This window comes from Devosia sp. (assembly GCF_028290435.1).
Classification (GTDB): domain Bacteria; phylum Pseudomonadota; class Alphaproteobacteria; order Rhizobiales; family Devosiaceae; genus Devosia.
Window position 1 is genome coordinate 60,046 of record NZ_JAQGJV010000015.1, and the last position, 12,561, is coordinate 72,606.

13 protein-coding genes are annotated in these 12,561 nt (G+C 62.1%); 2 read left to right on the top strand and 11 right to left on the bottom strand.

Annotated features, from left to right (window positions below; all coding sequences use genetic code 11):
* Positions 1-11: 11 nt before the first annotated feature.
* The 8 genes from JWP26_RS04290 to JWP26_RS04325 all read right to left on the bottom strand — a co-directional run bounded on the left by JWP26_RS04290 (position 12) and on the right by JWP26_RS04325 (position 6,917).
* Entirely contained in the window at positions 12-884 is an 873-nt protein-coding gene (locus JWP26_RS04290; RefSeq protein ID WP_299723979.1) for an alpha/beta fold hydrolase, read from the bottom strand.
* A gap of 96 nt (positions 885-980) precedes the next feature.
* Positions 981-1,400 carry an HIT family protein gene (locus JWP26_RS04295; RefSeq protein ID WP_299723981.1) on the bottom strand — a complete coding sequence of 140 codons (420 nt, stop codon included), beginning with the start codon at positions 1,398-1,400 and terminating at the stop codon, positions 981-983.
* A 28-nt stretch (positions 1,401-1,428) separates the two neighbouring features.
* Positions 1,429-2,553, bottom strand: coding sequence for a hypothetical protein (locus JWP26_RS04300; protein WP_299723983.1), 1,125 nt, complete (start codon positions 2,551-2,553; stop codon positions 1,429-1,431).
* Between the two features lie 55 nt (positions 2,554-2,608).
* Complete coding sequence (locus JWP26_RS04305) at positions 2,609-3,736, bottom strand: GNAT family N-acetyltransferase (protein ID WP_299724243.1); 1,128 nt, start codon at positions 3,734-3,736, stop codon at positions 2,609-2,611.
* Between the two features lie 37 nt (positions 3,737-3,773).
* Positions 3,774-4,535: a glycerophosphodiester phosphodiesterase family protein gene (locus tag JWP26_RS04310; protein ID WP_299723985.1), complete on the bottom strand. Its 762-nt coding sequence runs from the start codon at positions 4,533-4,535 to the stop codon at positions 3,774-3,776.
* Between the two features lie 268 nt (positions 4,536-4,803).
* A complete protein-coding gene (locus JWP26_RS04315) occupies positions 4,804-5,268 on the bottom strand; it encodes a RidA family protein (RefSeq protein ID WP_299723987.1) in 465 nt (154 codons plus the stop codon).
* Complete coding sequence (locus tag JWP26_RS04320) at positions 5,265-6,623, bottom strand: DNA polymerase IV (protein ID WP_299723989.1); 1,359 nt, start codon at positions 6,621-6,623, stop codon at positions 5,265-5,267. The genes JWP26_RS04315 and JWP26_RS04320 overlap by 4 nt, the downstream gene beginning before the upstream one ends.
* 3 nt (positions 6,624-6,626) lie before the next feature.
* Positions 6,627-6,917 (bottom strand): DUF3572 family protein, encoded by a 291-nt coding sequence (locus tag JWP26_RS04325; RefSeq protein WP_299723991.1) that lies wholly within the window; start codon positions 6,915-6,917, stop codon positions 6,627-6,629.
* 87 nt (positions 6,918-7,004) lie between these two features.
* Between JWP26_RS04325 and JWP26_RS04330 the strand changes: the two genes are divergently transcribed.
* Positions 7,005-7,376, top strand: a complete 372-nt coding sequence (locus tag JWP26_RS04330) for a response regulator (RefSeq protein WP_299723993.1) — start codon at positions 7,005-7,007, stop codon at positions 7,374-7,376.
* 83 nt (positions 7,377-7,459) lie between these two features.
* Entirely contained in the window at positions 7,460-8,827 is a 1,368-nt protein-coding gene (locus JWP26_RS04335; protein WP_299723996.1) for a PleD family two-component system response regulator, read from the top strand.
* Between the two features lie 546 nt (positions 8,828-9,373).
* On the opposite strand, the gene rpmG is transcribed toward JWP26_RS04335, so the two are convergent.
* The 3 genes from rpmG to rnr all read right to left on the bottom strand — a co-directional run bounded on the left by rpmG (position 9,374) and on the right by rnr (position 12,470).
* Positions 9,374-9,541 (bottom strand): 50S ribosomal protein L33, encoded by a 168-nt coding sequence (gene rpmG / locus JWP26_RS04340; RefSeq protein WP_299723999.1) that lies wholly within the window; start codon positions 9,539-9,541, stop codon positions 9,374-9,376.
* Between the two features lie 240 nt (positions 9,542-9,781).
* A complete protein-coding gene (locus JWP26_RS04345) occupies positions 9,782-10,177 on the bottom strand; it encodes a DUF983 domain-containing protein (RefSeq protein WP_299724002.1) in 396 nt (131 codons plus the stop codon).
* 4 nt (positions 10,178-10,181) lie between these two features.
* Positions 10,182-12,470: a ribonuclease R gene (gene rnr, locus JWP26_RS04350; RefSeq protein ID WP_299724004.1), complete on the bottom strand. Its 2,289-nt coding sequence runs from the start codon at positions 12,468-12,470 to the stop codon at positions 10,182-10,184.
* Positions 12,471-12,561: the final 91 nt, after the last annotated feature.

Below are 12,561 nucleotides of genomic sequence, written 5' to 3' on the forward strand. Positions count from 1 at the left end.
GGCCTCGTGCGTCACAGATAGGGTTTGAAGAAGGCCACGGTGGCAGCGACCATTTCGTCCAGGGTTTGGACGCCGGTGGCAGTATTGAAGCCGTGGTCCATGGGGCGAATCCACAGTTCCTCCGGGCCGTCATGGGCGGCGATGAATTTTTCGCCGGTGCCGACCGGGATTGCCTCGTCATTCAGTCCCTCGGCGACAAAGAGCGGGCCCTTATAGGCCGCGATTTCTTCGAGCGGGTGGGTGGTGGCGATTTCCTCGAAATAGGGTTGCTTGAGGTAGAGCGAGAACCCCCAGGGCATGGGCAGTTCGAGCGGTGTCGCGCCGGTCTTGAGGCCGGCGGCGATCTTGTCGGCGCCGAGCAGCTTGGCAAAGGTCACCTCGGGCTCGCCGACGGCGGCCCAGAGGGCGGTTGCGAGTGGAGTGCCGGTGCGGCCGGCAATGGCGCTGGCGACGAGGCCGCCCTGGCTCCAGCCGATCACGGCGATCTTGCTGCTATTGACGCGTGGGTCGGCCTTGAGGAAATCGAGCGCGGCGGTCGCGGCGGCGATCTGGCCGGAATAGGTCATGTCGGCGAATTCGCCGCCGCTATCGCCCGAGCCCGGGAAATCGATGCGCAGGCTGGCATAGCCGGCGTCAGCCAGCAGGCGGGCGGTGCGGGTGTAGATGCCTTCCTTGACCGAGGGTATTTCCAGTTCGTCGCGGCTGCCGCCGAAGCCATGCAGGAGCAGGATAACCGGCGCCGGGTGGCCGGCGGGAACGGAAAGGGTGCCGACGATACTAAGGCCATCGACGGGGTAGTTGATCGTCTCTTCTGTCGTCTGTGCCTGCACGGAACTCACCGTCAAACCAATTGCCATCATGGCGGGTATCAAGGCTTTGAACATTGTTGCACCATCCCATTGCTTGGCGCCTTGGAGCGCTGGAAAGAGTGTTTAGCCAAATCGGCGACCTGGCAACCAGTTCATTGGTCGGCTGCAAACTTAGCCCAGGTGCGCCGCGATAGTCTTGGCGAGGGCGGCAAGTTCGGCATCGTCACCCTTGCCGCCAGCGTGGGGGGCAAGGGTTTGGCCGTCATAGGACGGGATCAGATGAAAATGCAGGTGGAAGACGCTCTGGCCTGCGGCGGCTTCGTTGGACTGGGCGAAGCGGATTCCATCGGCAGCGGTGACGGCGAGGAGAGCTTTTGCGACGCGCTGGACCAGCGGCATGATGGCCGAGAGGGTCGCAGGATCAGCATCGAGCAAGTTGCGGGAGGCGGTCTTGGGGATGATCAGCAGGTGGCCGCGGGACTGGGGAAAAATGTCCATCATGACGAGAGCGGTGGCGTCCTCGTAGACCTTATGGGCCGGAATTTCTCCGCGGATGATTTTGGCGAAGATGTTGGAGGGGTCGTAGGTCATGATTCTCTCTCGCGGAGTGAGGATGCGCCTATTCGGCTGGTTTCAATTCGTCAGCGGCGGGCTTCTGGAAATAGCGGAAGCGGAAGTAGTTGAGGAGAGCCAGGCCGGTGAGGGTGACGGGGGCGTATTTGAAGCCGCGACGGATGAAGAACAGGGCGATGGAGACGGCCGTGCCGGCGCTCATGGCGCCTTTGCCCATGGGGGAGGTGAAGGAGGAAGGGACGATGTGGCGATAGAGCAGGGCGTCGGAGCGATAGTAATCGCGGGCGCGGAGGGCAAAGGCGCGCTTGGAGGCGGAATAATCCTTGAGCTCGGCCATGCCCATATCGCCGTGGAACTCGACTTCGGAGCCCAGGGCCCACACTTCGGGCGGGGCAAGGCGGGTTTTGCCGAGGTCGGTGAACAGGTCGATCAGGTCGGCGAAGGTGACGTAGTTGGCGTTCCAGGCGTCGTCGGTCTTGGCGCCGTGGGCGAGGATCAGGACGTCGGCGCGCTCGAGTTTTTCGCGCATGGCGGCGGAGTTGCCGGGGGAGAAGTCAGTGCCGGATTTGGCGGTTTCGACAATGCCGCCGGCCCTGGTCAGGCGGTCGACCATGGCGGAGCCGAAGGCGCCGCTGGCGCCGGTGATGAGGAAGTGGCGGCCCTTGATCTGGCATGAAGTGCCGGCGATCAGGTCGAAGATGTTGCTGAAGGACGAGAAGAAGTTGTGCGGATAGACGTGGTGCATGGCGTGGTAGTTGTTATCCACCCAGAGCAGGCCCTGCTGGCCTCCAACGCGGGACATCGACATGTGGTTGTAGTCGAGGCCTTCTTCCTTGAGGGTCATGCCCAGCATCACGGTGCGGACGACGACCACCACCACGATGGGCGGCCACGGGAAAATAGTCAGGAAGATCAGCGTGCCGAGGATCGAGGTTAGGTATTCGGGCAGGATATGGAACCAGATATTGGCCCGCGCATAGGCCGGGTTGATCTGCATATCGAGGCCGAGGAACTTGTGGTGCACCCAATGCCAGGACGAGAACGTGCGTAGCAGTTGGAAGCGCGAGGTCTCCCAACGGTGGAGAACCCAATGCAGGGCATCGAACAGCGCCGTCGAGACAACGAAGGCTAAAAATGCTTGGAGCGCGAACGCGATTATGTCCCAGATCATGGAATTTAGATAAGGCCGTTGGAGGGCGGAGGGAAGGGGCGATAGTGCCGCGCCGCTACTTGTCCGTCCGTTCGCCCTTCCGGAACGGCGTGTATTGATCCAGCATTTCCTGCTGGTGTTCGACCGAGGCGCGTTCCTGTTCGAGGAAATCGGCGACGGCGGCGCGTAGGCCGGGATGGGCGATCCAGTGGACGGAGTAGGTGCTGGCGGGGGCGTAGCCGCGGGCGAGCTTGTGTTCGCCCTGGGCGCCGGCTTCGACGACCTGAAGCTTGTGCTGGATGGCGAAATCGATGGCCTGATAATAGCACAGCTCGAAATGCAGGAACGGGACTTCGCGGATTGCGCCCCAGTTGCGGCCGAAAATGCGATCCGAGCCGAGGAAGTTGATGGCGCCGGCGATGGGGGTGTCGCCGTCATAGGCCAGCATCAAGACGATGCGGTCGGCCATGGTCTGGTTGAGCAAGGAAAAGAATTTGCGATTGAGGTAGGGGCGGCCCCATTTGCGGGCGCCGGTGTCCTCGTAAAAATCGTAGAAGGCGTCCCAATGGTGCTCCATCAGGTCGCTCCCGGTCAGCCATTTGATGGTGAGGCCATCGGCCAGCGCGTCGCGCCGCTCGCGGCGGATGGTCTTGCGTTTGCGCGAGGAGAGGGTTTCGAGGAAATCGTCGAAGGTCGCAAAACCCTCATTGTGCCAGTGGAACTGGGTATCGACGCGCTTGAGCCAGCCGTCCGACTCGATGAGGTCGGCTTCGGCTTCGGGCACGAAGGTGGCGTGGACCGAGGAGGCATCGCGCTGGATGGCCAGTTGCTGTGCGGCGGCGAGCAGGGCGGCTTCGATAGCGGCATCGCCCGAGGGCACCAGCAGCTTGGGCGCGGTGGCCGGCGTGAACGGCACCGAGCATTGCAGCTTGGGGTAATAGGAGCCGCCCGCGCGCTCTAAGGCATTGGCCCAGCCGTGGTCGAAGACGTATTCGCCCATGGAATGAGATTTGAGGAATAGCGGCATCAGACCGATCGGCTTGCCGTCGGCATCGTCGATGGTGATGTGCTGGGGTTGCCAGCCGGTTTTGCCGGTGGCGCAGCCGGATTGCTCAAGGGCGAGGAAAAAGGCGTGGTCCAGGAAGGGGTTGTCCGGCTTACCATTGGTGGACGGCACGAGGCTGTTCCAGACCGCGGCGGGGATGGCCGCGGTCGAGTTATGGATAGTGGCCGTATAGGAATTATCTGGCAAGTTCGGGATCGAACCCTTCGAAAACAATCTGGTCAATGTAGGGAGCAGCCGCAAGGGCTTCAACCTTACTGCGAATGGTCCAGGCGGTCACGGGTTTGCCGAGCGCTCGCCAGAACTTGATTGCGGGCAGTTCGAGCGCATCCTTGTCGCAGGAGATGAAATCGAACTGGGTTTCGTGCCAGTGCAGCAGGTGGCGCAGGGTGTAGCGCTGGTCGGTGGTGAGGTGAGCGTCCCACTCATTGGGCTCGTAATCATAGGTGATGATGCCGCGCGGGCCGGTGAAGCCGAACTGGCGGATCTGGGTCAAGAGGTTCGGATCGAAGGATTCGACGGTGACCAGGCCCTCGTAGGATTTCAGCAGTTCGGCGGCGGCGCGGGCGAGGAGTTGGGTGCCGGCGACGTCGCGCTGATATTTGAGCTCGATCTGCAGCAAGGTGCGGCCGCCGACCTGGGACAGGAAATCGGTGAAGCGCTGTGGGCAATTGCCGGCGGCACTGCCGAGCAGGGGCGTGCTGGTGAGTTCGGCGCTGGAAATGGCCGAGACCGGGCCGGTCTTGCCGGTGAGGCGTTCGAGCTCGTCATCGTGGAAGACGACGGGGACGCCGTCGCTGGTCAGTTGCAGGTCGCATTCGATGGCGAAATTGCCGGCAATGGCGGCTTCGAAGGCGGCGGCGCTGTTTTCGATGATGCCGGCGGCGCGATTGTGCAGGCCGCGATGGGCGATGGGGCGGGGGAAAAGAGCGGTGGTCATATGGGACCTCATCGGTGTGGGAAGGGTCTGGAGTGGCAGGGGAATGTGACGGGTGTGTTACAGGGCAGAACGACGATCAGTCGCCGGACTTTCTATTCTTCTCCCCATCGGGGAGAAGATGGCGCGCAGCGCCGGATGAGGGGGTGCTCGCCGCCAGTGATGATTTTTCGGTCTGAGTTTGGCTGGAGATTCCCCGTCACCCGCCCTCCGCTTCGCTCGGGCACCCTCTCCCCGATGGGGAGAGGAATACGGAGAGCTCAGTCGCTTTCTAACCTTCGACCTCGAAGACCGCGTCGATCTCAACCGCAGCGCCGAACGGCAAGGCCACAACACCAAACGCGGCGCGGGCGTGTTTGCCTTTGTCGCCGAGGACGCCGACCAGGAGGTTGGAGGCGCCGTTGGCGACTAGGTGCTGCTCGAAGAATTCGGGGTCGGACGCTACGAGGACCGTCAGCTTGAGCACTTGCTTGATGTCTTCGAGGCGGAAGCCGCCGATGTGGACGACCTGGGCCAGGATGTTGACGGCGCACAGTTCGGCGGCATTGCCGCCTTGGACCACATTCATGTTGTCGCCGAGACGGCCGGTGATGACGCCGGCTTCGCTGCTGGAGATCTGGCCGGAGACATAAACGATGTTGCCAGCGCGGGTGACCGGCACGTAGCTGGCGACGGGAGGGCGGGGAGCGGGGAGTTCGTAGCCGTATTGGCGGAGCTTTTCGATCGGGCTGGTCATCGCGTCTTACCTTGCGTTTGGTCGGGGTCGGACACGTCTAAAGCGTGTTCCGGACTGGTATCGGCCTCGGCCGGATCGAGCACCGGCTTGAGCTTGTATAGCTTGCCGCGCACCACCGCGTCACGCCCGAACCGGGTGCGAACGCGATCCATGGCGCGTTCGGCCGCCGCCTTGCGGGCGATTGCCGGCTCCAGCAGATCGGCCGGATCGGTGCCGTCGGCAGTATCGATACCCGAAACGCCGATTCCAATCAGCCGGAAAGCGGTGCCGTCGATCTCGCGGGCCAGCAATTGCAGTCCGGCCTCGTAGATGACATTGGCCAATTGCGTGGGGATCATCAGGTGGCGGGCGCGGGTGCGCAAGCGAAAACCGGCAGATTTGAGCTTCAGCGTCACCGTGTCGCCGACGATGTTCTTGGCTTTGAGGCGTTCGGACAGGCGCTCGGTGACTTGCAGCAGTTCGGTGGAAAGGGCTTCGAGCGAACTGATATCGCTGTTGAACGTGGTTTCGGACGAGACGGTTTTCATCTCGCCTTCGCTGGAAATCTTGCGGCTATCCTGGCCGCGCGACAGGCGGGCGAGGCGGGCACCCATCTCGCCATAGCGGCGCATCAGGTTTTCCGGCGGCTCCTCCTGGAGTTGGCCAATGGTGACGAGACCATCCTTGCGCAGGGTTTCGGTGAACACCTTGCCAACGCCGTATATCATGCTGATGGGCTTGGGGGCGAGAAAGCCGAGGGTTTCGGCGGCCCCGATGACAGCAAAGCCGCGTGGTTTGTCGAGATCGGAGGCCAGCTTGGCGAGGAATTTGTTGTGGCTTAGGCCTACCGAAATGGTGACGCCGATGTCGTTGGCGATCGCCTTGGCAAAGCGCGCGAGCACCACGGCGGCCGGGGCCTTGTGGAGGGCCTGGGTGCCGGTGAGGTCGAGGAAGGCCTCATCGATCGAGATGGGCTGGACCAAGGGCGTTAGCGCATCCATATAGGTGCGAATCTGGCGGCTGACCTCGACATATTTGGCCATGTTGGGCTTGATGATGACGGCATCGGGGCACAGCTTGCGGGCCTGGAACATAGGCATGGCGGAGCGGACGCCGGACTGTCGCGCGATATAGCAGCAGGTGGAGACGACGCCGCGCGTGCCGCCGCCGATGATCAGCGGCTTGTCGCGCAGGCTGGGGTCGTCGCGCTTCTCGACGGAGGCGTAGAAGGCGTCACAATCGACATGGGCGATGGAGAGCGAGAACAGCTCGTCATGGCTGCGGATGCGTGGGGAGCCGCAGGTCGGGCAGCGCGCCGGGGCGGCGGCAGTGTGGCCGCTCTCCAGGCAATCGCGGCAGAGCCAGGGCGCACTCATAAGTCATCCCGCCGGGTTCAGCTTGGCCCAGACGCGCATGAATTGTTCGGGGGTGATCCCGGCATTTGCGCACAGAGCGAGCAGAATCGATTCGTTTGAGGCAAAGTAGTCGATGAGACCAGAATTCAGTTGGGTGGACCCGACGGAAAGTCGAAGCGAAGCGGGATCGTAACCGACAAAGTCCATGAAGCGCAGCAGTTCGTCGCTGTTTTCGGCCAGGTAGCCGAGGCAAAGTTCAGCCAGTTGCGTTGCATCGATCGAGACGGACTTCTGGATGGGCACCGGCAGGCTCATTTGGTGTTTTGTAAAGAGATTCAATGTTACCCGAGATAGGCGGCAAAACGAAGTGCTGCCAGCGCTGATAAGCGCAAGCGAGGACGAATGCCCAAGACAGTCATGATCGTGGAAGACAACGAGCTCAACATGAAGCTCTTCAACGATCTGCTCGAATCGCGTGGCTATGCAGTGATCCAGACCCGCAATGGCATGGAGGCTCTGGATCTGGCGCGCGCGCATCGGCCCGATCTGATCCTGATGGACATCCAACTGCCGGAGGTTTCTGGGCTGGTGGTGACCAAATGGCTCAAGGACGATGACGAGCTGGCTCACATTCCGGTTATCGCCGTCACCGCGTTTGCGATGAAGGGCGACGAGGAACGCATTTTGCAAGGCGGTTGCGAGGGTTACATCAGTAAACCGATCTCCGTGCCTCACTTTTTGGAAACTATTGCCCGCTACATTGGTCCCGCTTAAGAGGCCCAGAAACGGCCCCTTAAGGTAAGCTGGACGCCTGTGGTGGACGCTACGGGCCCTGGCTGTATTTCCGGGGCTCTGCAGTGACCGCACGTGTACTGATCGTCGATGACATTCCGACCAATGTGCGGCTGCTGGAAGCGCGGCTGACGGCCGAATATTATGAAGTGGTCACCGCCTCGTCGGGGCCGCAGGCGCTGGAAATCTGCAATAATTCCGACGTCGATATTGTGCTGCTGGACGTGATGATGCCGGATATGGACGGCTTCGAAGTCTGCCGGCGGATGAAGGCCAATCCAAAGACCCATCACGTTCCGGTACTGATGATCACGGCGCTCGACCAGCCTTCGGATCGGGTCAAGGGCCTGGAGGTGGGCGCAGACGACTTTTTGACCAAGCCGGTCGACGACATGCAGCTCATGGCGCGCGTCAAGAGCCTGGTGCGGCTGAAGTCGCTGACCGACGAGTTGCGGGCGCGGGCACTGACCGGCCAGCAGATCGCCATCGAAGATGCGATGCGGGTGATGGACCAGATCACCACCACGGGTGGCTCGATCCTGATCATCGATACCGATGCGCGCCATGCGGAGCGGATTAAGGGCTATCTGGGCGACCACAAGGTCGACGTGCTGACCCAGCCAGCCGATGCGGTATTCCAGGTGACCGGTGCGCAGTATGAGCTGGCGCTGGTGTCGATGGCGCTGGACGATTTCGACCCGCTGCGGGTGTGTTCGCAAATCCGTACGCTGGAGCATACGCGCACGCTGCCGATCATCCTGATGGCCGACGAGGGCGACAAGCCGCGCGTGGTCCGGGCGCTGGACCTTGGGGTCAACGATTTCATTTCGCGGCCGGTAGAGCGCAACGAGTTGGCGGCCCGGGTGCGCACGCAAATCCGGCGGCAGCGCTATGCGCTGGAACTGCGCCAGAGCGTCAGCAACACCATGGCGCTGGCGGTCACCGACGACATGACGGGGCTCTATAATCGGCGTTATTTCGACCGGCATCTCGGCGTGATGCTGGGCAAGGCGCAGGCGCAAGAGCGCGACATGGCGGTGATGTTGCTTGATATCGATCACTTCAAGAGCGTCAACGACACGCATGGCCACGATATCGGCGATGCGGTGCTCAAGGAATTTTCCCTGCGGTTGAAGCGCAATATCCGTGGCGTCGACCTCGCCTGTCGGTTTGGCGGCGAGGAATTCGTGGTGTTGATGCCCGATACCGATTTCGGCCAGGCCGAAGCCGTCGCCGAGCGCGTGCGGGAAGCGGTGGCGGATCGCGGCTTCGAAGTGGGCACGGCTCGGCCGCTGACCGTCACCGTATCGGTGGGTGTGACGCTGCAGGAGAGCCTGGCCGATACGCCCGAGACACTGATCAAGCGGGCGGACGTGGCGCTGTATCGTGCCAAGCGCGAAGGCCGGAACCGCGTTGTGTTCGATGCGGCTTGATTCATAAGTCAATTCCGCCGCGTTAGGGTTATCTCTTATACTTAACAAAGCATTGCCGAGCCGAAAGGTCTGGTATTGCTTGAGTTTTTGCTGCGGTGGCGTAGGTTCGCCTCAACAGCGGGCCGCAGTCATCTACGTGGTTTCGCTCACAGTTCCCTACGATCCACCCAAGTCCGCCGCAACGCTTGGGTCCGTAGGGCGGTTGGTCCGGACGCGGACAGAGTGGCCTCTTCGACATGCCGCTCCGGACCAGCCACTAAACTTCATCGATATTCGCGCCATGCAGGTCTGCAAATGGCAATGTCCTGCGCTTCCGGTGCTCACGTACCAACGTACGCTCCGCCGGTTCTCGGACATCACCATTTTCGACTCCGCCTGACGCGAATCTCAACGAAGTTTCCGTGCCAAAACCGAGCCATCTAAATTTTGCCACGACGTTGTGGTTTTTTGTTAACTGCACTCCAAAGCTCACGTCACAGAGCACGAAAAAGCCCCGCATCGATGATGCGGGGCTTTTTATTTTACGGCAACTTGATCAGGCGTGGATTACTTGATCTTGGCTTCCTTGAATTCAACATGCTTGCGCACAACCGGATCATACTTCTTGTACGAAAGCTTCTCGGTCTGGGTGCGGGCGTTCTTTTTGGTAACATAGTAGAAGCCAGTATCAGCCGTCGACACGAGCTTGATCTTGACGGAAGCGGCTTTGGCCATTTGTGAATCCTAACAGAACAAAAGGCGCTGCACGGGGCAACGCTTGAATTTGGGCGCAACCTACGGATTTGCCGCGGATTGTCAAGGGTGGGCTGGACCCTTCTCACCTCTCCCTTCGGGGGAGAGGTCGGCGCACAGCGCCGGGTGAGGGGGCCTTTACCGGGTGCGGAGTTTGGGGAAGGCCCCCTCACCCGACCCAAGAGGGTCGACCTCTCCCCCAAAGGGAGAGGTGAAGCAAGTTTAGTCCCGGTGGGCGGGATCGAAGCCGTGCATGCGCGCGGCCCATTGCATGCCCACGATAGCGCCCTTGATCGAGGGCAGGATGGCGAGCGGCAGGACGATGGCAAGCGGGACCAGGGTGTAGAGATAGACCGCCGGGTTCATGTGCCAGGTCATTTCCATATGCAGCATCAGGCCAACCAGCAGGTGGCCGACGATCATGATGGCGATGTAGGGCGGGAAATCATCGGCGCGGTGATGGAAAAGTTCTTCGCCACAAACGTCGCAACTATCGGCGACTTTCAAGTAGGCGCGTAACATATGGCCCTGGCCGCAGTTCGGACATTTGCACAGCGCACCGCGCCACATCGCCTGGCCGACCTTGCGATCTTCCATGGTCTTGACCTGCACACCCATCGCGTCACCTCTTCCTGCGACCCTTGGGGCCGTAACTGTTAGATGGGCGCTTTCCGCTGCGTTTAGCAGATGACGGATTGCCGCGGACGCCTTCCGAGAGCAATTCGAATCGTAGGGCACCGGCAACGGGGGCTGCTTCCAGGAGGCGCACGGTGACGTTGTCGCCGAGGGTGAATTTCTCCCCGGTGCGGTCGCCGATCATGGCCTGCTGCTCCTGCTCGAAGCGGTAGTAATCCTGGCCCAGGGTAGAGGCGGGGATGAAGCCGTCGGCGCCGGTGTCGCGCAGGCGGATGAACAGGCCCGAGCGCGTCACGCCGGAAATGCGGCCCTCGAAACGGGCGCCGATCTGGCCGGCGAGGAACTGTGCCAAAAGCCGGTCGGCGGTTTCGCGTTCGGCGAGCATGGCACGGCGCTCTGTGGCCGAGATATGTTGTGCGATGCCGGGGAGCTTGAGCCCCTCATTATCGCTGAGGCCATCGTCACCGAAGCCCATGGCCTTGACCAGCGCGCGATGCACGATGAGATCGGCATAGCGGCGGATGGGCGAGGTGAAGTGGGCGTAGCGCTCGAGGTTGAGGCCGAAATGGCCGTAATTGTCGGCGGAATATTCGGCCTGGGCCTGGCTGCGCAGCACCATTTCGGAGACCTGCTCGACATTGCCGGCCTTGCGGGCCTGGGCGAGGATGCCGTTGAAATCGCTGGCGCGGACGGCGTCGGATTTTTTCACCGAGATATCGAGCGAGCCGAGGAAGTCGCGCAAAGCCATCAGTTTTTCGGAGCTGGGCACGTCGTGGACGCGGTAGAGCAGGGGCGATTTCTTTTGCTCCAGCGTCTGCGCGGCGGCGACGTTGGCGGCGATCATCATTTCTTCGATCAGGCGATGGGCATCAAGGCGTTCGGGAACGCGGATGTCCTTCACCATGCCCTTGTCGTCGAGGATGATTTTCCGCTCTGGCAGGTCGAGATCGAGCGGGCCGCGCTGGTCGCGGGCCTTCGCCATGGCCGCATAGGCAGCGTAGAGCGGCTTGAGGATGGGTTCGAGGATCGGGCCGGTCTTGTCGTCGGGCCGGCCATCGATGGCCGCCTGGGCCTGCTGGTAGCTCAGCTTGGCGGCCGAGCGCATCAGGACGCGATGGAACGTGTGGCTGAGCTTGTGGCCGCTCTTGTCGAACACCATGCGCACAGCCAGCGAGGCGCGGGCCTCGCCTTCCTTGAGCGAGCACAGGTCATTGGAGATGCGCTCGGGCAGCATGGGGACGACGCGGTCGGGGAAATAGACCGAATTGCCGCGCAGATAGGCTTCGCGATCGAGCGCGGTGCCGGGGCGGATATAGGCGGCAACGTCGGCGATAGCGACGTAGACGATATGGCCGCCAGGGTTCTTTTCGTCCTTGTCCGGCTCGGCGTAGACCGCGTCGTCGTGGTCCTTGGCGTCGTAGGGGTCGATGGTGACCAGTGGCAGGTCGCGCCAGTCCTCACGGCCCTTGAGCGTGGCTTCCTTGGCTTCTTCCGATTCGCGGATCACCGCTGGCGGAAAGCGGAAGGGAATTTCGAGATTGTGGATGGCGATCAGGCTGATGGCACCTTCGGACATCGGATTGCCGATGACGGCGGTGACCTTGGCGCGGGGAATCATCAGGCGGCCAGACAGCTTGACCTCGACTTCCACCAGGTCGCCTTCCTTGGCATCCAGCAGGTCGCCGAGCGGAATGCGCATTTCCTTCTGCTTGCGATCGACCGGGATCAGGCGGGCGCCTTCATTGTCGAGGCGGACAATGCCGATCTGGCCGCGGCGCGGCTTGTCGAGGATTTTCATTGCCTTGGCGGTGTAGACCGGGACCTCGGCCTCGCCGGCATCGATGCGCGCGAGAATGCGGTCGCCGGGGCCGGGGACGACACGGGCGTCGCGGCCGCTCAGCACCGTGACGCGCGGCGGATCGCCTTCCTCGGGGTTCCACTGCGCCGGATAGGCGTGCAGGTTTTCAGGATCGGCATCCGTCGGGATATCGAGCACGGTAACGGCGGGCAGGGCGGCAGTGCGGCGCAGCGCTTTGCGCGTGCGGGTGATCACGCCTTCGCCTTCCAGCTCGGCAAGCATGGCCTTGAACGGCCGGCGCATATCGCCGCGAATGCCGAATACCTTGGCGAGGTCACGCTTGCCCTTGATGTCATCGGTATTGGCGAGCGCTTCGAGCAATTGCTCGCGCGTCGGCAGTTCACCGGCGGCGGGCTGGCGCGGACGCTTGGGACCGGAGGTGCGGGGCGTTCTGGGGGCAGGTTTTTTTGTGGGCATGACGGATATGTAGGACATCCTGGCGGATTCGACAATTTTGGGCGTGGGGGAGCGCCGCACGGGATTGCCGGGCGGTTTTGGAAAGACTGCG

Bases quoted from the DNA above. Each gene is read 5' to 3' on its own strand.
- JWP26_RS04290 (WP_299723979.1), bottom strand. From the start codon at position 884: ATGTTCAAAGCCTTGATACCCGCCATGATGGCAATTGGTTTGACGGTG.
- JWP26_RS04295 (WP_299723981.1), bottom strand. From the start codon at position 1,400: ATGACCTACGACCCCTCCAACATCTTCGCCAAAATCATCCGCGGAGAA.
- JWP26_RS04300 (WP_299723983.1), bottom strand. From the start codon at position 2,553: ATGATCTGGGACATAATCGCGTTCGCGCTCCAAGCATTTTTAGCCTTC.
- JWP26_RS04310 (WP_299723985.1), bottom strand. From the start codon at position 4,535: ATGACCACCGCTCTTTTCCCCCGCCCCATCGCCCATCGCGGCCTGCAC.
- JWP26_RS04315 (WP_299723987.1), bottom strand. From the start codon at position 5,268: ATGACCAGCCCGATCGAAAAGCTCCGCCAATACGGCTACGAACTCCCC.
- JWP26_RS04320 (WP_299723989.1), bottom strand. From the start codon at position 6,623: ATGAGTGCGCCCTGGCTCTGCCGCGATTGCCTGGAGAGCGGCCACACT.
- JWP26_RS04325 (WP_299723991.1), bottom strand. From the start codon at position 6,917: ATGAGCCTGCCGGTGCCCATCCAGAAGTCCGTCTCGATCGATGCAACG.
- JWP26_RS04330 (WP_299723993.1), top strand. From the start codon at position 7,005: ATGCCCAAGACAGTCATGATCGTGGAAGACAACGAGCTCAACATGAAG.
- rpmG (WP_299723999.1), bottom strand. From the start codon at position 9,541: ATGGCCAAAGCCGCTTCCGTCAAGATCAAGCTCGTGTCGACGGCTGAT.
- JWP26_RS04345 (WP_299724002.1), bottom strand. From the start codon at position 10,177: ATGGGTGTGCAGGTCAAGACCATGGAAGATCGCAAGGTCGGCCAGGCG.
- rnr (WP_299724004.1), bottom strand. From the start codon at position 12,470: ATGCCCACAAAAAAACCTGCCCCCAGAACGCCCCGCACCTCCGGTCCC.